This is a genomic window from Serratia sp. CY27727 (assembly GCF_052169275.1).
Lineage (GTDB): Bacteria > Pseudomonadota > Gammaproteobacteria > Enterobacterales > Enterobacteriaceae > Serratia > Serratia sarumanii.
Genome location: NZ_JBJNLB010000007.1, coordinates 89,955 through 112,746, shown reverse-complemented (window position 1 = coordinate 112,746; position 22,792 = coordinate 89,955). Strand labels below are relative to the sequence as shown.

Genomic DNA, 22,792 nt, shown 5'->3' with positions numbered 1-22,792 from the left:
TGCCTTACTTATTTAGGTTGAACGTCGTGATATTCCTCGCAGGCCTGCAAGGTATTTTGGATCAGTGTAGCAACGGTCATCGGGCCAACGCCACCCGGCACCGGGGTGATGTAGGCGGCGCGCTCGCTGGCGGCGTCGAAATCGACGTCGCCCACCACTTTACCGCTTTCCAAGCGGTTGATGCCGACGTCCACCACGATGGCGCCCGGTTTGATCCAGTCGCCCGGAATGAAGCCCGGTTTGCCAACTGCTACTACCAGCAGATCGGCGTTCTCGACGTGGTGACGCAGATTCTTGGTGAAGCGGTGGGTGACGGTGGTGGTGCAGCCGGCCAGCAGCAGCTCCATGCTCATCGGGCGGCCGACGATGTTGGAGGCGCCGACCACCACGGCGTTCAGGCCGTAGGTATCGATGTTATAACGCTCCAGCAGGGTGACGATACCGCGCGGCGTGCACGGGCGCAGCTTAGGGGCGCGTTGGCACAGGCGGCCGACGTTGTACGGGTGGAAGCCGTCGACGTCTTTGTCCGGGTGGATGCGTTCCAGCACCTTGACGTTATCGATGCCGGCCGGCAGCGGCAGCTGCACCAGAATGCCGTCGATTTCCTCATCGGCGTTCAGCTGGTCGATCAACGCCAGCAGCTCGGCTTCACTGGTGGCAGCGGGCAGGTCGTAGGAGCGGGAAAGGAAGCCGACTTCATCGCAGGCGCGGCGCTTGCTGGCGACGTAAATTTGCGAAGCCGGGTTCTCGCCGACCAGCACAACCGCCAGCCCTGGGGCGCGTTTGCCGGCCGCCAGACGTTGTTTCACTTGCTCAGCCACTTCGTTTCTAACCTGCTGCGCAATCGTTTTACCATCAATAATCTTTGCTGACATCAGTGTGGAAATCCATCAATTAAGAAAAGCGGGGATGCCGCTATTCTGGCAGAAGCTGAGCGCGCTGTCAGGCGCAGAATCACCCTCGCGGCCGTTGCCGACGCCGATTTACGCTTTTTTTATGCCGGCCTCAGGATCCTCTACGCCATTTTTACCGGCACTTGGATACGCTGGGGCGGTTCACTGGGCGAAAGAGGGCAGGATCATGAGGGCGATAACCCGGCTTTACCCGTTGCATCATCAGCCTGACGAGCAACCGGCGGAGCCTAAACGCATAGGGGAAACGGTGTTCGATTCTTCTCTGCATCCGGCGGACAGCGCGCAACTCACCGCGCTGCATCGGCTCGGCAAGCACTCAGGAGCGCCGTCGTGGCGGGCGCGCCTGAGTGCGCTGTGGCGGAGGCTGTGCGCATGAAAGGCTGTGCCTGGGCAGGCTGCGCGCTGTTGCTGGTTTGGGCATCGGGGAGCCAGGCTTCTTTAAACAGCGCACGCCCTGACTCCGCTCTGGGGAAAAGAGGGGAGGCGACCTGCAACATGCAGGTGGTTGAGCATGCCGATTGGGGCGACATTACGGCGGTCGTTCAGTCCGTGCGCCTTTGCCTGCGGCGGGGCGATGGGCGGCAAGGGGCTGAGCGTGCGCCGATTTACATAGGCTTTGGCCTGGCTCAGCATGGCGGCGCCCGGTTGACGGGAACCCTCGCCGCGCGGGCGCTGGCGGAAAAAACGCCATAAAGCACGGCCGCCGCCGTAACGCCATGAAAAGGCATTGACTCGCTAACCTCTGACCGTATAATCCCAACCCGCAGCCGCAGGTTGCCGCATCTCAATGCGCCCTTAGCTCAGTTGGATAGAGCAACGGCCTTCTAAGCCGTAGGTCATAGGTTCGAATCCTATAGGGCGTGCCATTACTCCCTTGATTTTCTTCCCCCTACTTGTTCCCTTGAAAACTCGACTGCGCTACCCGTACTCCCGTTGGCTCGCCGCTGAACGTCATGCTATGTTCATGCGTTAACTTTCAGTGAGTAGTAGAGAGAAAAATGCAAAGCTTATTCGTTTACGGCACCCTGGGGCCGGGCAGGCCCAACGCGCACATTATGGAAGCCATCGGCGGCAGCTGGGAAGAGGGTAGCGTCGGCGGCTCGCTGCTTAACGAAGGCTGGGGCGCCGAGATGGGCTACCCGGGCATCGTGCTGGATAACAGTGGCAATCGGGTGAACGGGTTTCTGTTCCGTTCAGCTAACCTCGTCAACCACTGGCCGACTCTCGATGCGTTTGAAGGTGAGGGTTATGAACGAGTGGCGGTCAGCGTCACCACCGCCGGCGGCGAAACCGTCGATTCGTTTATCTACATGCTGAAGAAATGATATGAAGCCGCCTCGCCGAGTGAGTGCGAGGCGCTTGACCCACCGGCAATTGAACCTTCGTTTATTTTGCCGCGCTACAATAGGCGAAAATTTCTCCACGGAGCCTATCGTGCGCAAATCCAGATTCCTGCTCGTGACCTTGCTGTGCCTGTGCGCCGCCGCCGTGCTATACGTTATGGCTTACCGGGCGTTGGGGCATTACCTCAGCGACGGCGAGCAAGCTTACCCGGATATCACTGTTGAAATCCGCTGAGGGCCGTGCGGCGCCGCGCTGATTGCGCCGATTTTTCGAACTTCGGCCGTTCGTCGCCGGGGGGGGGGGGCAATACCGGCATCTTCAAGAGCGGCGGTTTGAGTCGCGCCTGTTCGTGATGCGTTGAGAAAAATGTCATATTTCCCATTCGGCGTTACATCTGGCCGAGCAAACTTACGCGGGGATGACAGTTCTATACATTGGGATTGGTACTGTAGCTCTACCCGATGATGTTGTGTGTTATCCATTCCCTGTAGTGTATTACCCCATCCCTGTTAAGTTTATCCCGCCTTGCGCGGGATTTTTTTTATCTGCGCATGCCTGGCAGAGTAACGCGATTTTTTTGAATAACACCGTCAGTTTTATTTGGTATTCAGCCGCTGCGCGCTTGATTAGATTGAACGCGAGAGGGGCGCCGTCGGCGCCTTTGTGCAATGAGTGGAGAATTTCTATGGCGAAGACAGTAGTGGTGTTTCATTCCGGCTACGGCCATACCGAGCGTTTGGCGAAAGTCGTGGCGGAAGGCGCCGGGGCCGAACTGATCGCCATCGATCAGAACGGCGATATCAGCGACGAAGCCTGGCAGACGCTGGATGAGGCGGACGCCATCATCTTTGGTTCGCCGACCTATATGGGCGGCCCGTCGTGGCAGTTCAAGAAATTCGCCGACGCCAGCTCCAAGGCCTGGTTCGGCCGCAAGTGGCAGGACAAAGTGTTCGGCGGCTTTACCAACAGCGCCAGCCTGAACGGCGACAAGCAGGTAACGCTGATCGCGCTGCAGACGCTGGCTTCACAACATGGCGGCCTGTGGGTCAGCCTGGGGCTGATGCCGGCCAACACCAAATCGGCGCAGCGCACCGACGTCAATAACCTGGGCGGTTCGGTGGGGCTGCTGGTGCAGACCCCGGCGGATGCCGGCGTGGATGAGATGCTGTCGGGCGATCTGGCGACCGCCAAGCTCTATGGCCAGCGCGTAGCGGGCTTTGCCGCCAAACTGGCGTAAGCCCTTCCGTGCAGAGAGGGCGGCGGTGCGGTTGAGCGGATGCCGCGTTCATTTTCTCTGCACAATTGGCGTGTAAGCTGCGAAATGTTATTAGCCTGCTTGGGCTAACACTGCATTTCGTACAAATATTCCCGGTTCCTAGGCCGGGTTTTTTGTTGCTAAGGTCTGCTTAAGCTTGCACCGCTATACTGCGCGGCAGCACGGGCATGCAAGGCATGGCCGTGTTGTAACTGTCGATTTGCTGTTGTTCAGGCAAGCCCGCGCTATGCGGGCTTTTTTGGGGTTGTTATTGCACGGGCGGCCCAGTTGCAGGAAAATAATCGCGCAGTTATTCAAACAGCATTCAACGACCAATAACCATAAACTTATTAATGTAATTAACGCCCTCGGCGGCCTATTACGCTATGCGCTATGCTGACAGCAGAGTGGGCATTATTTGCTGACGCTATGCGGGGGGAGTCCGCCGCAGCCGCATCAGGCTAAGAAAAGTCTGTTAATTAAATGTTAATGCTTTTTTCTTATTGATTTGTCTGGCTTTTTTGGTTGAAATTCGGATTGACTATCCCTCACTGGCCGGGCGAGAGAGTATGCACATTATTATTCTGGTTATTATCAAAATATGGGCGAGGCGATGAACGCCAGAATAAACGCCAGGCATGGCCTGCCGCTAACGGTTCAGCTGATCAATCTTTTCATGCTGGCCTTTTTACTTTCCCTGGTGGGTATTCTTAGCCGGCCGATTGGCTCGCTTTCCTTATTTTGGCCGGTGAATGCGATTCTGCTCGGCCTGCTGCTGCGAAAACCCGTTTACGCCACGCCGCTCGGATGGTTCACCACCTATCTGGGCATGGTCGCCGCCGATCTCAGCACCGGCGAAGGCTGGTCTCTGGCGCTGTGGCTGAACGCCTGCAACATGTCGCTGATCGCCGTCGGTTACGGCATCATGCTGATGCTGCCCCAATCTCAACGGCGCATGGGCAAACCCCAGGCGATACTCTATATGTTCAGCGCCAGCCTGGCCGGCGCGGCAGTGGCGTCGACGCTGTCGGTGTTGCGCAACGACAGCCTGTACAACAACACGGTGGTGGTTGCCTGGCTGGCCTGGTTCAGCGAGCAGTTTTCGACGACCTTGCTGCTGTTGCCGGTGCTGATGGCGGCGCCGCGGCTGAAGCAACTGCTGCGCATGCAGGTGCGTTGGCGCCTGAAGGGCTGCCTGCCTTTGCTGGCGCTGCTGCTGTCGCTGGTGTTCAGCGTCTATATCGGCGGGCCGGGCGCCATCGCCTTCCCGATCCCGGCGCTGCTGTGGTGCGCGGTGCGCTACCCGCTGTTCCCCGTGACGTTGCTGACGCTGTTGACCGGCATGACCGAAATCAGCAGCATTTCCGCCAACCTGGTGCTGTACGAAACGCCGAACAACCACAACGCCTTCCTCGACACGCTGATGTCCGCCCGCTTGGGCATCGCCATGCTGGTGATGGGGCCGCTAATCCTCGCCAGCTCCATCGCCGCCAACCGCAAGCTGATGCGGCGTCTGGAGCACAGCGCCAACCACGATTTTCTGACCGGGGTGCTGGCGCGCAGCGCGATGACGCGCAAAGCGGGCGAGCTGCTGGAACACAAGCACCGCTCGAAAGAGGCGGTGTCGCTACTGCTGATCGACATCGACCATTTTAAGCAGATCAATGATACGCACGGCCACAGCGCCGGCGATCAGGTTTTGGCGTCGTTCGCGCACATCGTGCGGCGCGAGCTGCGGCACGATCAGCTGTTCGGCCGCCTGGGCGGAGAAGAGTTCGCCATCATGCTGCCGCGCGCGCTGGCGGCGCAGGGCGTGGCGCTGGGGGAACATCTGCGCCGGCTGGTGGAGCAGGCGGAACTGCAGGCGGAAGGCAAACAGACGCTGAAAATCACCATCAGCGTCGGCGTCGCCAGCCTGGCGATGAATGAAGTGAAATCGCTGGAGCAACTGATGAATATGGCGGATATCGCGCTGTATCGCGCCAAATCGCAGGGGCGTAATCGGGTGGAGTCGTTCAACGTGGTGAGCGGCAACAGCGTCGAGCATATCCTGTTCCGCTAGGGCTCGACGCTGGGCAACCGGCGCTTACAGGCTTTTCAGCGCCTTAATGGTCTCATCCATATCGATCTCGTGCTCGGAGAAAGTATGGGTGGTGTTCTGGAAGGTGGTAATGGTCAGCATGCGCAGCGTTTGCATGGTCTGCGCCTGATCTTCTGACTGCGGGCGAATGCGGTTCATCAGCAGGCCGACCGACAGCACGGTGTTCTCTTTATCCACGTCGGCTTTGGCCGGCACTTCCTTGGTGAAGGTATTGAAAGACTTGATGCTGGCGATCTTGATTCTTTCATTGGCGATGATGATGTATTTGCTGGGCGCCAACACTTTGACCGCATAAGCCGACGGGCCTTTGGTGTTGTTGGTCGGTTCGAAGGTCACCGCCGCGTTTTTCTTAATCAGCTCCGGGTTTTGCACTTTAATCACGTGAAAATAACGATTTTCTCCGTTCTCGTCGGTAATAAAGCCGAAGCCTTTGTCTTCAAAAAAAGTCGTTATCTTGCCGTTCATCGCTATTCTCACAAAAGGGTTCTATACAGCGCTTATGATAGCGCGGAATGCCTTGCAGCGACAGATTGCGCGGCCGGCATTTCGTCATGCGATAACGGCATTTAGCGGCTTTCCCCCCACATGCTATGTTCATGCTGACTTCATTCAATGCGTAAAGGAATAGCGATGGGCATCAAACGTCTCAATCACGCCGTGCTGTATGTCAGCGACGTGCGGCAGAGCGCCGACTTTTATCATCAGGTGTTGGGGTTCAAGCTCAAGCCGTCCGACAGCCCCGATCGGGCGGTGTTTACCCAGGCCGCCGATTCGGACAACGATCACGATTTGGCGCTGTTCAGCAAGAACCTGGGCCAGCAGCGCGCCGGGGTGTTTCGTGCCAACAACGAGCCGCCGGCGGAGCATGAGCCAGCGGCCGGGCTGTACCATCTGGCCTGGGAAGTGGACAGCCTGGAAGAGTTGGAGCGCATTCGCCATCAGCTGGCCGAACGCGGCATTCTCGGGCTGGAAGAGGATCACGGCGTGCACAAAAGCATTTATGGCCACGATCCGGACGGGCTGCTGTTCGAGGTAACCTGGTTTATTCCGCCGGCGTTGCTGACTGAAGAGGACAAAAACCAGCAGGGGATCCGCCCGCTGGATTTCGCCGCCGAGAAGCGGCGCTTCGCCGGCCGGTAAGCAGCTCGGGTACGGGGCGCTGCAGCGCCCCGACGATCACAGCACTTTGTTGAGAAAGTTGACGGTGCGCGGATGCTGCGGCTGAGCCAGCACTTGCCTGGCGTCGCCCTGCTCGACGATCTGCCCATCGACCATAAACACCACCCGATCCGCCGCTTCGCGCGCAAAGCCGATTTCATGCGTGACCACCACCAGCGTGACGCCCAGATCCGCCAACCCCTTTATCACATCCAGCACTTCGCCGACCAGCTCGGGATCGAGCGCGGAGGTCGGTTCATCGAACAGGATCACCTTCGGGTTCAGCGCCAGCGCGCGCGCGATGGCGATGCGCTGTTGTTGGCCGCCGGAGAGGTGGCGCGGGTAGGCGTCCGCTTTGTGGCGTAGCCCGACGGTATCCAGCAGTTCATAGGCCACCGCTTTCGCCCGTTCGCGAGAGTGGATCTTATGCACCACCGGCGCTTCGATGATGTTTTCCAGCACCGTCAGGTGCGGGAACAGGTTGAAATTCTGGAATACGTAGCCGACGTTGATGCGTTGCCGAAGGATGGCCTTTTCCTTCAGCTCATACAGCCGGTTGCCCTTGCGGCGATAGCCGACGTAGTCGCCGTCGATGCGGATAAAGCCTTCGTCCACGCGCTCCAGGTGGTTGATCGCCCGCAGCAGCGTCGATTTACCGGAGCCGGAAGGGCCGAGGATCACGGTGACGGTGCCCGGCTGCAGCGTCAGGCTGACGTCGTCCAGCGCCTTGTGTTTGCCGAAGAACTTGCTGACGTTGCTGATTTCGATCAGGCCGCGTGCCGGCACCGGGGTGAGATTGCGCGCCGGCTGCTCGGGCAAGGCATAATAATCAATGGCTTCAGACATGCGGGTCTCCTAACGTTTTAGCCAGCCGGCCAGTTGCTGCCAGGGCGTCGGCGGCAGTTCGCGCACCGCGCCCCGGGCGAAATAGCGCTCGATGTAGTATTGGATCACCGACAGCGCGGTGGTGATAAACAGATACCAGACGGTGGCGACCATCAGCAGCGGTATCACCTGCTGGGTGCGGTTATAGATAACCTGAATGGTGTAAAACAGCTCCGGCAGCGCCAGCACGTAAACGATCGAGGTGCCTTTCGCCAGGCTGATGATCTCGTTGAAGCCGGTCGGAATAATGGAGCGCAGCGCCTGCGGCAGAATGATGCGGAAGGTGCGGCGATAGCCCGGCAACCCCAGCGCCGCCGCCGCTTCGTGCTGGCCGTAATCCACGCCCAGGATGCCGCCGCGGATGATCTCGGCGGTGTAGGCGGACTGCACCAGCGTCAGGCCCAGCACCGCCACGGCGAACTGGCCGAGAATGTCGATGGTCGGGTAGCTGGCGAACACCACGGAGGTGAAGGGAATGCCCAGCGAGATGGCGTCATACAGATAGGAAAAGTTGTACAGGATGATCAGCACCAGAATCAGCGGCAGCGAGCGAAACAGCCAGATATAACCCCAGGCCAGCGACGCCAGCAGGTAAGAGCGCGACAGTCGCGCCAGCGCCAGCAGGGTGCCGAACAGGATGCTGAACAGCGTGCCGAGCAGCGTCAGCAGCAGGGTTTGCCCCAGCCCTGCCAGCACCGCCGGCGCGAAGAACCACTCGGCGAACACGCCCCATTCCCAGCGCGCGTTGCCCGCCACCGATTGCACGATGGCGGCCAGAATAAACAGCGAAAACAGCGCGCCGATCAGCCGCAGCGGATAGCGGGCGGGCACCACTTTCAAGACTTCTTGTTTGGACATGTCATGTCTCCTGATACAGATAAAGGGGCCTTAGGCGATTTTCCTTTCCGACGCGCAACAACACGCGTCCTCTGCAATCAGGCTTTTGCGGAACGGCAGGCGGCCATCGTAGGGTGGGCGACTGTATATCTCGCTGTCGACGGTGGGATCGAACTGCGGCTGATACCCGTTGCTCAGATACAGGCCCACCGCTTCGGGCTGGCGAAAGCCGGTGGTTAGATAGAGCCGGCGATATCCCTGCGCCAGCGCCAGCGTTTCCAGCTGCTGCAGCACCCGCTGCGCCAGGCCTTGGCGCCGCAGGTCGCCCCGCGTCCAGATGCGCTTCAGCTCGGCGGTTAGCGCGTCATAGCGTTTGAAGGCGCCCATGGCGATCGGCGCACCGGCGCGCAGCAGCACGATGAAGGCTCCTTGCGGTGGCGCGTACAGATCCAGCGCTTCCGGTTCCTGGTCACCAAAATAGTCGCCGTAGCGCTGACGATATTCTCCGAACAGCCCTTCGATCACCGGGGCGATCAGCGGGTCGGTCGGTAGCGTCTGAATGAAGGTGTCTTGCGTCATCGCGCGCTCCTAATCGCCCTGGCCGGGCGGGTTGATTTCCGACTGCGCAAGGCGTTCGGCGCTCTCGCCCCAGCGGTTGACCATGGCGTTCGCCTGCGGGTTCTTCGGCGCGTGAATAGGGGGGCATAGGCCTGCAAATCGATGCCGGTGCCCGCCTGCGCGGCGCCGGTCAGGCTCGGCAAGGCCGCCACGAGGGCGGCGGTAACGGTTTTCTGCATAGCGGGTATCCCTGGCAGCGATCTTGTTATTGGGTGAATCTGTTCAACGGGCGCTTCAGGCCTAGATGTTCACGCAGCGTGTCGCCGTGGTACGCCTGGCGGAACAGGCCACGTTGCTGCAGGACGGGCACCACCCGATCGACGAAGTGGCCGAAGGCGTTGGGCGTACCGCCGCTGATGATGAAACCGTCGGCGGCCTCGCCGTCGAACCAGCGTTGCAGGCCATCCGCCACCGCTTCCGGCGTGCCGCTGAACACCGGGCGCGGCGAGGCGGCTTCCAGCGCCACCTGGCGCAGCGTGAGGTTGCGCTCGCGGGCGCTGCGCTTGATGGCGTCGGTGGTGCTGCGGAAGCTGTTTTGCCCCAGATCGCCGATGTCCGGGAAGGGGGCGTCCAGCGGATGACGGGCGAAGTCGTAATGCTCGAAGTAGCGGCCGAGGTAGTTGAGGGCGTTCTCGATGCTGACCAGGCGGGCTGTCTCCTGGTACTGGCGCTCGACGTCCGCGTCGTCGTCGCCGACGATCACGCTGACGCCCTGGAAGATGCGCAGATCGTCCGGTTCGCGCCCCTGTTCCACCAGCTGCCGCTTCACGTCCTGGTAGAAATCCTGCGCCTGCTCCAGCGTGTCGTGATGGGTGAAGATCGCATCGGCGTGTTGGGCCGCCAGCCGTTTGCCGTCTTCGGAGGCGCCGGCCTGGAACAGGATCGGGCGCCCCTGCGGCGTGCGGCCGATGTTCAGCGGCCCCTGCACCGAGAAGAACTCCCCCTGGTGATTGAGAGTGTGCAGTTTGCCGGCGCGGAAAAATTCGCCGCTGGCCTTATTACGCACGAAGGCGTCGTCTTCCCAGGAGTCCCACAGCCCTTTGGCAACGTCGAGAAACTCGCCGGCGATGCGGTAACGCAGGCTGTGCTCCGGGTGTTCTTTGCGCGAGAAATTTTTGGCCGAGCCTTCCAGCGGCGAGGTCACCACGTTCCAGCCGGCGCGGCCGTTGCTCAGGTGATCGAGGCTGGCGAACTGGCGGGCGACGGTGAACGGATCGCTGTAGGAGGTGGAGAGGGTGCCCACCAGGCCGATTTTATCGGTGGCGGCGGACAACGCGGCCAGCAGGGTGAGCGGTTCGAAACGATTAAGAAAATGCGGAATGGACTTTTCGTTGATATATAGCCCATCGGCGACAAACACGAAATCGAATTTCCCCTGTTCGGCTTTTTTCGCCGTGGCGATATTAAATTCGAGGTTGATGCTGGCGTCGGCGGTGGCGTCCGGGTGGCGCCAGGCGGACATATTTCCCGATGCACCATGCAGAATGGCGCCCAGCCGCAATTGCCGTTGATTAGTCGCGTTGTCGCTCATCGTGATTATCCTGTCATGCGCCGCAGAGGCGCGCGGTGTCTGATGTGCCCACTATTGATGAGCGGCGGCGGGATGTAAAACAACAAAACAGCATATTCAAATGTTGAAAATTGCAAATATCACGGCGAGCGAAAAAATAATCCCCGACGCGGCATCCGCGGCGTCGGGGAAATACGCTTTACCGTTATTCAGGCGTTGCTGAGGGCTTTTTCCGGTGCGGTGGTTAATTGTTGCAGCGTGCGTTCCGCCAGCAGCGTGAAATATTGCGCGGCGGGGAACAGGGCGCGTTCATCGGGATTGAAACGCGGATGATGCAGGCCGAATTCGCTGGCGGAGCCGATGCTGACGAATACGCCCGGCACATGGTGCAGATACAGCGCGAAATCTTCACCGCCCATCTGCAGTTCCGCCTCTTCGACCCGGTAGCCGGCCTCGGCGGCGACGGTTTTGCTGAACGCCGCCCAATGCGGATCATTGATCACCGCCGGCGGCCCCGGCTGCCAGCGGAGTTCGGCCTGCGCGCCCAGCGCGGCGGCAACGCCGTCGATCACCTGGCGAATTTTGTCCGGCACCTGGCGGCGCACCGCGTCGCTGTGGGTGCGCACCGTGCCTTCCAGCTCCACGGTTTGCGGCAGCACGTTCCAGGTATTGCCGCCTTCGATGCGCGTTACGCTCACCACCAGCGATTCCAGCGAGCTGAAGCTGCGGCTGGGCAGCGTCTGCAGTGCGCCGACGATCTGGCTGGCGGTGACGATGGTGTCGACGCCCTGTTCCGGTTTGGCGGCGTGCGCGCCTTTGCCGGTGATGAGGATCTGGAAGCGATCGACGTTGGCGTAGAACGGCCCGGCGCGGGTGGCGAAGGTGCCGGTGGGCAGCTCCGGCGCGTTATGCAGGCCAAATACCGCCGCAACGTTATCCAGCGCGCCAGCGTCGATCAGATGCCGGGCACCGTTGAAGGTCTCTTCCGCCGGCTGGAAGAAGATGCGCACCATGCCGGGCAGGTCGGCCTCACGCGCTTTGAGCAGGTGTGCGGCGCCGAGCATCACCGAGGTGTGAAAGTCGTGGCCGCAGGCGTGCATCACGCCGCGGTTTTGCGAGCTGAAGGGCACGTCGGCGATTTCGTCGATCGGCAGGGCGTCAATGTCACCGCGCAGCGCGATGATCGGGCCCTTGCCGCTGCCAATCTCCGCCACGACGCCGGTTTTCAGCGCCAACGGCAGCAGGCGAATGCCCGCCTCTTGCAGCCAGCGGGTCAGCCGGGCGGTGGTGGCGAATTCGTGATTGGAAAGCTCCGGGTTTTGGTGCAGCTCACGCCGATAGGCGATGATTTTGTCTGCCAACTGGCTGGTCATAGGCTTGGCTCACAGTGGGAAATAAACCCTAACCCTAGTGCAGCGGCCGCCGAAGCAAAAAGACCATCTGGTTATATTTCATAGCGATTGCGTCTGCATGGGGGCGTCAACGCTGGGGTAAGCGGGCGGGTTTGGCCGTTCGCACATTGTTCGCCGGCGCGTGGAGAGGATTGACCTGGAACGGGAGCTTATCGCAACCGGTGCAATCCATTTACACCGGGCTACACGGATTTTTTCACTCTTTATCGGATTTCTGTGATCGCGGTGGTGGACAAAATCCTGCCTGCTTGCTGTACTGTAATCGACACAGGTTTTGTGTCTTTCATTCACGTTAAAGGTAAGTTTGATGTCTAAGATTAAAGGTAGCGTTAAGTGGTTTAATGAATCCAAAGGCTTCGGTTTCATTACTCCGGAAGATGGTAGCAAGGACGTTTTCGTTCACTTCTCTGCCATCGTTAGCAACGGTTTCAAAACGCTTGCTGAAGGCCAGCGTGTAGAGTTTGAAATCACGAACGGTGCCAAAGGCCCATCTGCCGCTAACGTTACTGCTATCTAAGCTGCGTAGCTGAATTTCTTAAAACCCGCTCATTGAGCGGGTTTTTTATTGGGCGCGTTATGCCTCGCTGCGGCGGGCCAACAGGCTGAACAGCAGGATGGCGATGGCGTAACAGCCGACGATGGTCAGCGCCATCGACAGGCCCGAGGTGCCCCCCAGCCCGGTGAGCGGCACGGCGCAGGCGCCGAGGGCGAACATGCATACGCCGATCAAGGCCGAGGCGCTGCCCGCTTTGTCACCCTGGCTTTGCATGGCCAGCGAAGAGGCGGTCGGGCCGACGATGCCGATCACCGCCACCGAGAAGAACAGCGGCACCAGCAATACGACCAGCGGCGCATGCAGCGCGGCGGCCAACAGCAGCAACAGCGATGCGACGGCCGCCAGCGTTAGCCCGCTCTTCAATACCCGACGCTCCCCCCAACGCGAACTGAGGCGGCTGGCCAGCTGCGCCGCAATGATCAGCCCGACGCCGTTAATGGCGAAGCACAGGCTGAACATCTGCGGGCTGAGGCCGTAGATCTGCTGCAAGACGAAAGGCGAGGCGCCGATATAGGCGAACATGCCGGCCATCACGAAGCCTTGCGTCAGGCACAGGCCCATAAAATAGCGCTGGGTCAGCAACCCGCCCAGCGACATCAGCATCGCCAGGATACCGCCCTGGCTGCGGCGTTCTACCGGCAAGGATTCGCGCAGCTTCAGCGCCGACAGGCTGAACAGCAGCACGGCGATGGCCGCCAGCACGCCGAAGATGCCGCGCCAGTTCATTACCTGCAGCATCACGCCGCCCAGCACCGGCGCGACGATCGGCGCCAGGCCGTTGACCAGCATCAGCAGGGCGAAGAAGCGGGTCAGCTCATGGCCGGCGTACAGATCGCGGGCGATGGCGCGAGAAATCACCGCGCCACCGGCGCCGGCGATGCCCTGCAGCAGACGGGCGATCAGCAACTGGTCGATGGTGGGCGCGAGGGCGCACCACAGCGAAGCGCCCAGCAGCAGGATCAGCGACAGCAACAGCGGGCGCATGCGGCCCAGTTTGTCGCTGTAAGGGCCGAAAATCAGCTGGCCGACGCCCAGGCCGAGCAGCCCGGCGGTCAGGCTGAGCTGTGCGGCGGCGGTGGAGGTATTCAGTTCGCCCGCCATTTCCGGCAGGGCGGGTAGATAGAGATCGGTGCACAGCGGCCCCAGCGCGGCCAACAGGCCAAGCACGACGGCGTACACCAGACGTTGTCTGGCTATGTGTTTGGTCATGGGAGATTAGCGTTTCCTGAACAGGTGAGAAATGGCCTGCTGATACAGATCGCGCAGCAGGGACGCATCGGCTTTTTGCGTGGTAAGGATACGGTAACCGGTGCCTTCGCTCATGACGGCGATAAACTCCACCCTCGCGGCGATCTCTTCCGCGCTGAAATCGGGATACAGCCGCTGCAGGTTGTGGCACACGTGGCGAAACAGCCGCGCTTCCGCATCGCTGAGCATTTTGGCTACCACCGGGTTGCGCGTGGCCTCGGCGGTCACTTCCAGCATCAGCATGTGATCGGTTTCGCTCTCGCCCGGCTGCTGAAACAGCGTGCGCGCCGCCAGCGTGCCGGCGATCAGGTTGATGTGATCGCCAAGGTTTTCCAGCCGCTGCATCTTGCTGGCGATGATGCGGTTGACGATCTCTTCGATAATCGCGTCTTTATTGGCGAAATAGCGATAGATTTGCCCGACGCTGAGCTGCGAGCCCTGGGCGATCTCCGCCATGCTGGCGGCGTGGAAGCCGTGGCGGCGGAAGCTGGTTTTCGCCGCTTCGACGATCTGATCGCGGCGGGCCTGCACCTTGGCCTGTTTACTGTCGTTGGGGGAGAGCATCTGCCCGATCCTTTGCTACGCGTGAGCCGGGTTCACATTTTTGGGTGTGAACGTTCATTCTCAATTGTAGTGTAACCGGCGGGAAAGACGCAACATGAACGCGTGCTGCGGGAAAAAGCGCTTAAGCGAACAGGTAGGATTTGATAAAGGCGGCGACGATCAGCACGCACAGCGCAACGGAAATCGCTTCGGCGGCGGTTTTCGGCAGGCTAAACATAGCGGTTTCTCATCCAGTCAGGAGTACTGGATGAGATTATGCGCATGCAAGATTAAGGAAACATTAAGGGCTTAGCGCCCGTTGGCCCACATCACCAGCATGAAAGCCAGCAGCGTCATCGCCAGCGAGCCGGCCAGGTTGAGCAGCATGTTGGCCAGCGCCCAGCCGAAGCGGCCATCCTGCATCAGGTATACCACCTCCAGCGAAAAGGTGGAGAAGGTGGTCAGGCCGCCGCAGAACCCGGTGGTGATCAGCAATTTCCAGGTGGGATCCAGATGCGTCATGCGGGTGAAAATCGCCATCGCCAGGCCGATGATAAAACCGCCGATCAGATTGACCATCAGCGTACCGAGCGGAATGTGGGCGTTCAGCGGGTTCATTTTCATGCTTACCGCCCAGCGCAAAACGCTGCCGACGCCGCCGCCGATAAATACGGCCAGTAAAGAGCTCAACATGGGGCAACTCCCTTTCAATCAGAGAAATTCACGGGGCTCGGAAAGGGACAGGCGTAACGCTACGCGCCTCTCTCCGAGAGGTTACGTAGACATCATCAGCCTGTGAAGGCGGTTAGGGAGGAATGTCATCTCCAGCGTGCCGCACGGCCTTTTTCGCCGCACCGGATGGATGTTACACCTAACGCCGCCTATTTTGTAGTATCGACAATCTGCGAGGTCACCCCATGGAAATCAGAACGGCGTGCCTGAGCGATCGCCGAATTAATGACGGCGCTGGATTATCCCGGCACCGAGGCGCTGCTGGTGGCGGTGGAAAGCGAGCGGGCGCATGCGTTTTACCGGCGCGAAGGCTTTGTCGAAGCGCCGAAGTATTTTGCCAAGTTATTAAACCAGTCAGTTAGTCGCCCGTCGGCGCCGCCGTTTCCAGGCGGTTACGGCCATTTTGCTTCGCCCGGTAAAGCGCGCCGTCGGCCGCTTTCAGCCAGTCCAGATAACCGCCCAGCGCGGGGTGGTAGTTGGCGATGCCGGCGCTGATCTGCAGCCGCAGCTGTGGCGCCTCTTTGAAGATGACGGCGTCCAGCCGCTGCTGGATGCGCCGCAGGACGGTTACCGCCTGTTCGGCGCTGGTGTTCGGCAGCACCGCGCCAAACTCGTCGCCGCCGTAGCGCCCGACGATATCCACGTTGCGCAAGCCGATCAGCAGCTCTTCCGCCAGCGCCGCCAGGGCCTCATCCCCTAAAGCGTGGCCGAAGGTGTCGTTGATGGTTTTGAAGCGATCGATATCCATCAGGATCAGCGTGGCGTTGTCCTGGTAGCGGCGGCAGCTGTCAAACTGGCGATGCAGCAGGTGCTCCCAGTGACGGCGGTTGTACAAGCCGGTCAGCCCATCGCGAGTGCTGATGCGTTGCAGCTCCTGTTTCTTTTCCGCCAGCCGCTTGGCGGTGCGGTAGGTCACCAGCCCGAGCAGCGTCGGGTACAGGTAGATCATCGGCAGGCACAGATAGATTTGCAGCGGCGTGCTGTGCGGGTGGAACGGGAAGCCGAGCAGCGCGCCGGTCAGCGCCGCCGTGGCCAATTGAATCGCCAACCCTTTGACAAACAGCGCTTTGCCGGCAGAAGCGATGTTGTTCATGCTCATCATCGACAGGATGACGATCGCCGGCAGCGCATTGAACGCCATCATCGCGGCCCAGAAGCCACCGAAGGCGGAGTCGATCAGCAGGTTGCGGATCTCGGCTTTGAACGGATCTTTGGCGCGGCGGGCCAGGCGGTAGGCAAGATGCGGCCAGAGAAAGCCGTGAAAGGCCAGCAATAGCCAGACCGCCGTGGGCGGAGCCAAGGGGTAGAGCGCGGCGCAGACGCAGATAAAGCCGAGTCCCAGGCCGGCGACGCGGGGCAGATAGGTGCGTTTGGCGAAGCTGAGGCCGGATTTTCGGGCATCGAAAATGGGTGGAGCAATATACATCCGGCATCTCCCTGATAAGTATCACGGCAGCGTATCATGCGGGCGATAAACTAAGAATAGTCTGGAATCCGTGCCGTGCGGCCGCGTGGCATTCCTGCGACGGATCTCACTCTGTTACATGTTGCGGTTGTGCGAGCCGAAGGAAAGTCGCTAAATATTCGCAGGCAAGGTCAGTTTTTCTCGCTGTTCACGCAGCGCTCTATGATAAGAAGGTGAGTATGGAAGGTATCAGCATTACCAAACTTCTGGTGATTGCCGTGTTGGTGATTTTACTGTTCGGCACCAGCAAACTGCGCACGCTCGGCGCCGATCTTGGCGCGGCGCTGAAAGGCTTTAAAAAAGCCGTGGGCGACGACAGCACGCCGCCGGCCGCCGGCAACAACGCCGCCGAAAGCCAGTCCGCTCAGCAGAGCGTCGAAAAGAAAGACGTTTAACCCCGCCTGGTGGCACGCAATAAAAAACGGATGCCTTGCGGACATCCGTTTTTTGGCGTTTTTGCCGTCTTTAGCGTAACAAACTATTACGCGTTATTTCACTTCCATCCCTTTGGCCTGCAGATCGGCGTGGTAAGACGAACGCACGAACGGGCCGCAGGCGGCGTGGGTGAAGCCCATCGCCATCGCTTCTTCTTTCATTTCGTCGAACTCGGCCGGGCTGACGTAGCGCTGCACCGGCAGGTGGTGACGGCTCGGCTGCAGGTATTGCCCCAGCGTCAGCATGGTCACGCCGTGGCGGCGCAGATCGCGCATGACTTCGACGATTTCCGCGTTGGTTTCGCCCAGGCCGACCATCAGGCCTGATTTGGTCGGGATATCCGGGTGCGCTTCTTTAAAGCGCTCCAGCAGCTTCAGCGACCACTCGTAGTTGGCGCCCGGGCGCACCTGGCGATATACGCGCGGCACGTTTTCCAGGTTGTGGTTGAATACGTCCGGCGGCGTGGCGGTGAGGATCTCCAGCGCGCGATCCATACGGCCGCGGAAGTCCGGCACCAGCGTTTCAATTTTGATGTTCGGGCTCTTGGCGCGGATGGCCGAGATGCAGTCGGCAAAGTGTTGAGCGCCGCCGTCGCGCAGATCGTCGCGGTCAACCGAGGTGATCACCACATAACGCAGCGCCATGTCGGCGATGGTTTGCGCCAGCTTTTCCGGCTCGTTGGCGTCTGGCGCGATCGGGCGGCCGTGGGCCACGTCGCAGAACGGGCAGCGGCGGGTGCAGATAGCACCGAGGATCATGAAGGTGGCGGTGCCGTGGTTGAAACACTCGGACAGGTTAGGGCACGAGGCTTCCTCACAGACGGAGTGCAGGCCGTTCTTGCGCATGGCGGCTTTGATGCCCTGAATGCGCGTTGAGTCGGCAGGCAGTTTGATCTTCATCCACTCGGGTTTACGCAACAGCTCCTGCCGTTCGGTGACCACCGTTTTGACCGGGATCAGCGCCATTTTGTCAGCATCGCGGTATTTGACGCCGCGTTCCATCTGAATTGGTTTACTCATAATCGTGCAGGTTCCAGTTACGAAGCTCGACCGTCTGGTAGCCGAGTAAATGAACAAATTCCTGTACCAGGATTGGGTGTACGTCTTCAATGCCAACGCCGGGCGCCAGCGCGCTGACCTGCGTCATTTGCATGCCGGCGTAACCGCAAGGGTTGATGCGTTGGAAGGGGCTGAGATCCATCGCCACATTCAGGGCCAGGCCGTGGAATGAGCTGCCTTTGCGGATCCGCAAACCCAACGAACAGATTTTCTGCTCCCCCACGTACACGCCTGGCGCATCCGGACGGGCGCGCGATTCGAGGCGGAAGTGGGCGAGGGTGTTGATAACCGTATCTTCTATCGCCGTGACCAATTGGCGTACGCCGACCTTGTTGCGTTTCAGATCGACCATCACGTACATCACCTGCTGGCCCGGCCCGTGGTAGGTCACCTGGCCGCCGCGATCGCTCTGAATCACCGGGATATCGCCGGGCATCAGCACATGCTCGGCTTTGCCAGCCTGGCCCTGGGTGAACACCGGGTGATGCTGCACCAGCCACAGCTCGTCCGGCGTGGTCTCGGTACGACTGTCGGTGAAGTTATGCATGGCTTGGGATACAGGCGCGTAGGGCTGCAACCCCAGCTGACGCAAAATGATCTTGTCTGGTTGCAAAAGAGTCATCGTCAGGTTACAGAAGTGGTAAAGCCATTATACCGGGCGCTCCGGTCTGCGGCCAGCCTTTCGCTGACCAAAAATGCGCAACCCGGGAAGACGCTGCGCCGTCCCGGGTTGATAAGCAGGGGTTTATGCTGGAATTACAGCACCATGCGAACAATTTCAATGTTGCCCAACTCTTCGTACAGGGTTTCGACCTGCTCGATGTGAGTGGCGTTGATGGTGATGGAGACCGAGTGGTAGTTGCCTTTGCTGCTCGGCTTGACCTGCGGGTTGTAGTCGCCCGGCGCATGGCGCTGCACCACTTCAACTACCTGGTCAACCAGCTCAGGCTGCGCCAGGCCCATCACCTTGTAGGTAAACGGGCAAGGGAATTCGAGCAGTTCGTTCAGTTTAGTTTTTTGCATGTGCGTGCGCTCCAGAGTGCTAGCTAATCTATAAAGTATAACTCCCGCCGGGGCGGGAGTTAGTGTTATTCACTATATGGGGCCAATTTCGCCCGTTTCAACCGTTAACCGAACCAGTGGTGGAACATCAGTTTGATGTAGTCCACGATGCGGCTGAAGAAACCGCCTTCTTTCACTTCGTTCATCACCACCAGCGGACGCTGGTCGATGGTTTTGCCGTCCAGCTGGAAGTTGATGCTGCCGACCACCTGGTTTTTCGCCAGCGGCGCGTGAATTTCCGGCGTGTTCAGCACATAGCTGGCCTTCAGATCTTTCATGCGGCCGCGCGGGATGGTCAGGTAGACGTCTTTGTCCACGCCCAGCTCAACGCGGTCGGCATCGCCGAACCAGACCGGCTCGGAAGCGAACTCTTTACCGACCTTCAGCGGCGCCACGGTTTCGAAGAAGCGGAAGCCCCAGGTCAGCAGTTTCTTGCTCTCGGCTTCGCGGCCTTTGTAGGTGCGCCCGCCCATCACGGCGGAGATCAGGCGCATCTGGCCTTCGGTCGCCGAAGCCACCAGGTTGTAACCCGCCGCGTCGGTGTGGCCGGTTTTGATGCCGTCGACGTTCAGGCTGTTATCCCACAGCAGACCGTTGCGGTTCATCTGGCGGATATTGTTGAAGGTGAACTCTTTTTCTTTGTAAATCGCGTACTCGTCCGGCACGTCGCGGATCAGCGCCTGGCCGATCAGCGCCATGTCGCGCGCCGAGCTGTACTGGCCCTGGGCATCAAGGCCGTGTACCGTCTGGAAGTGGGTGTTCTGCAGGCCCAGCTTGCTGACGTAGGTGTTCATCAGGTTAACGAACGCGTCCTGGCTGCCGGCGACGTAGTCGGCCATCGCCACGCAGGCGTCGTTACCGGATTGCAGGTTGATGCCGCGGGTCAGCTTGGAGACCGGCACGCGATCGCCCGGCTTCAGGAACATCAGCGAGGAGCCTTTGAACACCGGGTTGCCGGTCGCCCAGGCGTCCTGACCGACGGTCACCAGATCGTCCTGGCCGATTTTACCCGCTTTCAGCGCCTGGCCGATGACGTAGCTGGTCATCATTTTGGTCAGGCTGGCCGGATCGCGACGCGCGTCGGCGTTCATCTCGGCCAGCACCTTGCCGGAGTTGTAATCAATCAGGATGTACGCTTCCGCATCGATCTGCGGGACACCTGGGATCATGGTTTTGATGTTAACGTCATCGGCATGTGCAACGGAGGCTGCGCTCATTGCGATAACGGTGCCGAGTGCGATGCTTTTGATTAAGCGAAAAGAAGTTACTTGTTTCATGATCGGGACTACAACATCCGTGAAAGTAAAGTTAAAAAACGAGCCACACTATAGCAGATGCGATCCCGGCAGGCATTATCCATTCATCTGACTAATTGCGGTTAAAGACCTTTTAGCTGCAAGAAAATGTTTCAGCTAAATAACCGCTTATCAGCCGCGAATGCCCGCCGGGCATAACGCTTAGGGTGCAGCAGTAACGAAAGACTGTTGTTGCGCTTCGCTGGCCAGGCGTTGCTGCAGCTGGGCCGCCTGCTGACGGCTGCTGAATGGGCCGAGCTGGACGCGATAAACGTTGCCGTTGGCTGCCACTTTGCCCGGCACGCCAAACTGTTGGCTCAGGCTTTGCTGCCAGCTCTGGGCGCGCTCGGCGCTGCTCAGCGCACCGACCTGCACCACGTAACCGCCGGAGGAAGAAGCGGCCGCCATACCGGCCGCCGCAGCGCCGGCCGCAACCGGAGCGGCCACGGCGGCGGCTTCAGGTTCGGAACCTTCCAGTACGCCGGCCGGTACTGCGCTTGGCGCGCCGAGGAAACCGCTGCGGCCGTTGCCGGCGTTTGCCGGAGCGCCATCGTCGGTGCGCAGGGTGCTGTTATCGATCGGGCGCACCGCCGCGCCGCCGGCGACCGGCACGTCCTGTTGGATCGGGGTGCCCATGCCGCTGGCGCCGAGATCCGGGCGTGCCGGCAGGGCGTAACTCTGTTTCGCCACGATGGTGCCGATGGTGCCCGGGCCGCTCAGCGTGCCGTCCGGCGCCACGTTGATGAAATCGACTTTGACCTTGGTGTTGTTGGACAGGTTGAGGCGGTCGGCGGCGGCTTTCGACAGATCGATGATGCGGCCCTTGGTGTATGGCCCGCGATCGTTGACGCGCACCACCAGCTGACGGCCGTTGGCCAGGTTGGTGACGCGCACATAGCTTGGGATTGGCAGCGTTGGGTGCGCCGCGGTCAGGCCGTTGGGATCGAACTGCTCACCCAGCGCCGTGGTGTTGCCGTTGGCCTCTTCGCCATACCAGGACGCCAGGCCGGTCTGCGAGAAGTTCTGCGGATCTTTTACGATGCGGTAAGTATCGCCATTAACCTTATAATCCTGCATGTTGTTAGGGTTATAGGGTTCATATTGAGGCTCGACGCCACCGATTTCCACCACCGGGCCGTTGTACGGCTGCTGTGGCGCCTGCTGTTCCGTGGTCGGGGCGGTACAGGCGGAGAGCAACACCGCCGCGACGCCGATCCAAAGCCATTCCTTACGCATTACTCACCTCTTATAAACTTTTAGACAGCATTTTCCGATGCGTGTGGATCGACATGATGATGCCGAAACCGGCCATCAACACTATCAGCGCCGAACCCCCGTAACTGACCAGAGGCAAAGGTACGCCAACTACCGGCAAAATGCCACTGACCATACCGATGTTAACAAAGACATAAACGAACAAAATCAGCATCAAGCCGCCAACCATCACGCGGCCGAAGGTGGTTTGCGCCTTGGCGGCGATCATCAGCCCGCGAATGATCACCAGCAGGTAGAGCGCCAGCAGCACCAATACCCCGATCAGCCCGAGCTCTTCGGCCAACACGGCAAAGATAAAGTCGGTATGGCGCTCCGGCAGGAACTCCAGCTGCGACTGGGTGCCGTGCAGCCAGCCCTTGCCGGACAGGCCGCCGGAGCCGATGGCGATCTTCGACTGAATGATGTGGTAGCCGGCGCCGAGCGGGTCGCTTTCCGGATCGAGCAGCATCATTACGCGGTCGCGTTGATAACCGTGCATCAGGAAGAACCACAGCACCGGGATAAAGGCCGCCAGCGCGACGGCGGCGACGGCGATCAGTTTCCAGCTCATGCCCGACAGGAACAGCACGAACAACCCGGAGGCGGCGATCAGGATCGAGGTGCCCAGATCCGGCTGTGCGGCCACCAGCAGCGTCGGCAGGAAGATCAGCACCAGCGCGATGGCGGTGTTTTTCAGCGAAGGCGGGCAGACGTCGCGGTTCATAAAGCGCGCCACCATCAGCGGCACGGCGATCTTGGCGATTTCCGACGGCTGGAAGCGCACCACGCCCAGATCCAGCCAGCGCTGCGCGCCTTTACTGATCTGCCCGAAGGCGTCTACCAGGATCAGCAAAATCACGCAGAAGATATAGAGATAGGGCGCCCAGCTTTCGTACACGCGCGGCGGGATTTGCGCCATGACGGCCATCACGATCAGCCCCATGACGATCTGCCCGATCTTGCGCTCCATCATGCCGATGTCCTGGCCGCTGGCGCTCCACATCACGAAGGCGCTGTAGACCAGCAGGGCCAGGATCAGCAGCAGGAACGTCGGGTCGATGTGGATTTTGGTCCAGATCGAGCCTTTTTGTTGGCTTTCAGTCATGTTCT

At 60.2% G+C, this 22,792-nt stretch carries 26 protein-coding genes, 1 tRNA gene and 1 riboswitch; of the genes, 10 read left to right on the top strand and 17 right to left on the bottom strand.

Annotated features, from left to right (window positions below; genetic code table 11):
• Positions 1–8: 8 nt before the first annotated feature.
• Positions 9–875, bottom strand: a complete 867-nt coding sequence (gene folD / locus ACJ8HB_RS17475) for a bifunctional methylenetetrahydrofolate dehydrogenase/methenyltetrahydrofolate cyclohydrolase FolD (protein ID WP_004940177.1) — start codon at positions 873–875, stop codon at positions 9–11.
• Between the two features lie 205 nt (positions 876–1,080).
• Between folD and ACJ8HB_RS17470 the strand changes: the two genes are divergently transcribed.
• The 7 genes from ACJ8HB_RS17470 (at position 1,081) to ACJ8HB_RS17440 (ending at position 5,575) form a co-directional block, all read left to right on the top strand.
• Positions 1,081–1,290 (top strand): hypothetical protein, encoded by a 210-nt coding sequence (locus ACJ8HB_RS17470; RefSeq protein ID WP_072021632.1) that lies wholly within the window; start codon positions 1,081–1,083, stop codon positions 1,288–1,290.
• Positions 1,291–1,409: 119 nt separating this feature from the next.
• Entirely contained in the window at positions 1,410–1,607 is a 198-nt protein-coding gene (locus ACJ8HB_RS17465) for a hypothetical protein (RefSeq protein WP_141240924.1), read from the top strand.
• 96 nt (positions 1,608–1,703) lie between these two features.
• Positions 1,704–1,780: transfer RNA gene (locus ACJ8HB_RS17460), tRNA-Arg, on the top strand.
• Positions 1,781–1,912: 132 nt separating this feature from the next.
• Positions 1,913–2,239: a gamma-glutamylcyclotransferase family protein gene (locus ACJ8HB_RS17455; protein ID WP_033647222.1), complete on the top strand. Its 327-nt coding sequence runs from the start codon at positions 1,913–1,915 to the stop codon at positions 2,237–2,239.
• Between the two features lie 109 nt (positions 2,240–2,348).
• Positions 2,349–2,492 carry a hypothetical protein gene (locus ACJ8HB_RS17450; protein WP_162882640.1) on the top strand — a complete coding sequence of 48 codons (144 nt, stop codon included), beginning with the start codon at positions 2,349–2,351 and terminating at the stop codon, positions 2,490–2,492.
• A gap of 451 nt (positions 2,493–2,943) precedes the next feature.
• Positions 2,944–3,495, top strand: coding sequence for a flavodoxin family protein (locus ACJ8HB_RS17445; protein ID WP_033653217.1), 552 nt, complete (start codon positions 2,944–2,946; stop codon positions 3,493–3,495).
• A gap of 631 nt (positions 3,496–4,126) precedes the next feature.
• Positions 4,127–5,575, top strand: a complete 1,449-nt coding sequence (locus ACJ8HB_RS17440; RefSeq protein ID WP_047571680.1) for a GGDEF domain-containing protein — start codon at positions 4,127–4,129, stop codon at positions 5,573–5,575.
• A gap of 24 nt (positions 5,576–5,599) precedes the next feature.
• On the opposite strand, the gene ACJ8HB_RS17435 is transcribed toward ACJ8HB_RS17440, so the two are convergent.
• Positions 5,600–6,079: a cold-shock protein gene (locus ACJ8HB_RS17435; protein ID WP_033647218.1), complete on the bottom strand. Its 480-nt coding sequence runs from the start codon at positions 6,077–6,079 to the stop codon at positions 5,600–5,602.
• A 165-nt stretch (positions 6,080–6,244) separates the two neighbouring features.
• Here ACJ8HB_RS17435 and ACJ8HB_RS17430 point away from each other — a divergent pair, with 165 nt between their 5' ends.
• Positions 6,245–6,754: a VOC family protein gene (locus tag ACJ8HB_RS17430; protein WP_033637415.1), complete on the top strand. Its 510-nt coding sequence runs from the start codon at positions 6,245–6,247 to the stop codon at positions 6,752–6,754.
• 36 nt (positions 6,755–6,790) lie between these two features.
• On the opposite strand, the gene ACJ8HB_RS17425 is transcribed toward ACJ8HB_RS17430, so the two are convergent.
• The 5 genes from ACJ8HB_RS17425 to ACJ8HB_RS17405 form a co-directional block, all read right to left on the bottom strand.
• Positions 6,791–7,618, bottom strand: a complete 828-nt coding sequence (locus tag ACJ8HB_RS17425) for an amino acid ABC transporter ATP-binding protein (protein WP_015376924.1) — start codon at positions 7,616–7,618, stop codon at positions 6,791–6,793.
• Positions 7,619–7,627: 9 nt separating this feature from the next.
• Positions 7,628–8,515, bottom strand: coding sequence for an amino acid ABC transporter permease (locus ACJ8HB_RS17420; protein ID WP_033647216.1), 888 nt, complete (start codon positions 8,513–8,515; stop codon positions 7,628–7,630).
• Between the two features lie 30 nt (positions 8,516–8,545).
• Complete coding sequence (locus ACJ8HB_RS17415; RefSeq protein WP_033653215.1) at positions 8,546–9,073, bottom strand: GNAT family N-acetyltransferase; 528 nt, start codon at positions 9,071–9,073, stop codon at positions 8,546–8,548.
• A 244-nt stretch (positions 9,074–9,317) separates the two neighbouring features.
• Entirely contained in the window at positions 9,318–10,643 is a 1,326-nt protein-coding gene (locus ACJ8HB_RS17410) for an LLM class flavin-dependent oxidoreductase (protein ID WP_047568926.1), read from the bottom strand.
• A 188-nt stretch (positions 10,644–10,831) separates the two neighbouring features.
• Complete coding sequence (locus ACJ8HB_RS17405) at positions 10,832–11,995, bottom strand: M20 peptidase aminoacylase family protein (RefSeq protein ID WP_047568924.1); 1,164 nt, start codon at positions 11,993–11,995, stop codon at positions 10,832–10,834.
• 346 nt (positions 11,996–12,341) lie between these two features.
• On the opposite strand from ACJ8HB_RS17405, the gene cspE reads away from it, so the two are divergent.
• Positions 12,342–12,551: a transcription antiterminator/RNA stability regulator CspE gene (cspE, locus tag ACJ8HB_RS17400; protein ID WP_004940030.1), complete on the top strand. Its 210-nt coding sequence runs from the start codon at positions 12,342–12,344 to the stop codon at positions 12,549–12,551.
• Between the two features lie 57 nt (positions 12,552–12,608).
• On the opposite strand, the gene ACJ8HB_RS17395 is transcribed toward cspE, so the two are convergent.
• From ACJ8HB_RS17395 to ACJ8HB_RS17380, 4 genes are all read right to left on the bottom strand, one after another.
• Positions 12,609–13,799 (bottom strand): multidrug effflux MFS transporter, encoded by a 1,191-nt coding sequence (locus ACJ8HB_RS17395; RefSeq protein WP_047568922.1) that lies wholly within the window; start codon positions 13,797–13,799, stop codon positions 12,609–12,611.
• Positions 13,800–13,805: 6 nt separating this feature from the next.
• The gene (locus ACJ8HB_RS17390; RefSeq protein WP_033653212.1) at positions 13,806–14,402 is read right to left on the bottom strand and encodes a TetR/AcrR family transcriptional regulator; all 597 of its coding nucleotides are present in this window, start codon (positions 14,400–14,402) and stop codon (positions 13,806–13,808) included.
• A 288-nt stretch (positions 14,403–14,690) separates the two neighbouring features.
• Entirely contained in the window at positions 14,691–15,074 is a 384-nt protein-coding gene (crcB, locus tag ACJ8HB_RS17385; protein WP_039566950.1) for a fluoride efflux transporter CrcB, read from the bottom strand.
• Between the two features lie 79 nt (positions 15,075–15,153).
• Positions 15,154–15,216, bottom strand: a riboswitch (Fluoride riboswitch).
• Positions 15,217–15,471: 255 nt separating this feature from the next.
• Positions 15,472–16,539 carry a diguanylate cyclase gene (locus ACJ8HB_RS17380; RefSeq protein WP_041033845.1) on the bottom strand — a complete coding sequence of 356 codons (1,068 nt, stop codon included), beginning with the start codon at positions 16,537–16,539 and terminating at the stop codon, positions 15,472–15,474.
• 218 nt (positions 16,540–16,757) lie between these two features.
• Here ACJ8HB_RS17380 and tatA point away from each other — a divergent pair, with 218 nt between their 5' ends.
• Positions 16,758–16,973, top strand: coding sequence for a Sec-independent protein translocase subunit TatA (gene tatA, locus ACJ8HB_RS17375; protein WP_004940019.1), 216 nt, complete (start codon positions 16,758–16,760; stop codon positions 16,971–16,973).
• Between the two features lie 93 nt (positions 16,974–17,066).
• On the opposite strand, the gene lipA is transcribed toward tatA, so the two are convergent.
• The 6 genes from lipA to mrdB form a co-directional block, all read right to left on the bottom strand.
• Positions 17,067–18,032, bottom strand: a complete 966-nt coding sequence (lipA, locus tag ACJ8HB_RS17370; protein WP_025301835.1) for a lipoyl synthase — start codon at positions 18,030–18,032, stop codon at positions 17,067–17,069.
• The gene (gene lipB / locus ACJ8HB_RS17365) at positions 18,025–18,693 is read right to left on the bottom strand and encodes a lipoyl(octanoyl) transferase LipB (RefSeq protein WP_047568918.1); all 669 of its coding nucleotides are present in this window, start codon (positions 18,691–18,693) and stop codon (positions 18,025–18,027) included. The genes lipA and lipB overlap by 8 nt, the downstream gene beginning before the upstream one ends.
• 134 nt (positions 18,694–18,827) lie before the next feature.
• Positions 18,828–19,094, bottom strand: coding sequence for a DUF493 family protein YbeD (gene ybeD / locus ACJ8HB_RS17360; protein ID WP_033637425.1), 267 nt, complete (start codon positions 19,092–19,094; stop codon positions 18,828–18,830).
• Between the two features lie 104 nt (positions 19,095–19,198).
• On the bottom strand, positions 19,199–20,410 hold the full coding sequence (gene dacA / locus ACJ8HB_RS17355) for a D-alanyl-D-alanine carboxypeptidase DacA (protein WP_033637426.1): 1,212 nt from the start codon (positions 20,408–20,410) through the stop codon (positions 19,199–19,201).
• A gap of 180 nt (positions 20,411–20,590) precedes the next feature.
• Entirely contained in the window at positions 20,591–21,664 is a 1,074-nt protein-coding gene (rlpA, locus tag ACJ8HB_RS17350) for an endolytic peptidoglycan transglycosylase RlpA (RefSeq protein ID WP_041033851.1), read from the bottom strand.
• A 10-nt stretch (positions 21,665–21,674) separates the two neighbouring features.
• Positions 21,675–22,787 (bottom strand): peptidoglycan glycosyltransferase MrdB, encoded by a 1,113-nt coding sequence (mrdB, locus tag ACJ8HB_RS17345; RefSeq protein WP_004940006.1) that lies wholly within the window; start codon positions 22,785–22,787, stop codon positions 21,675–21,677.
• Positions 22,788–22,792: the final 5 nt, after the last annotated feature.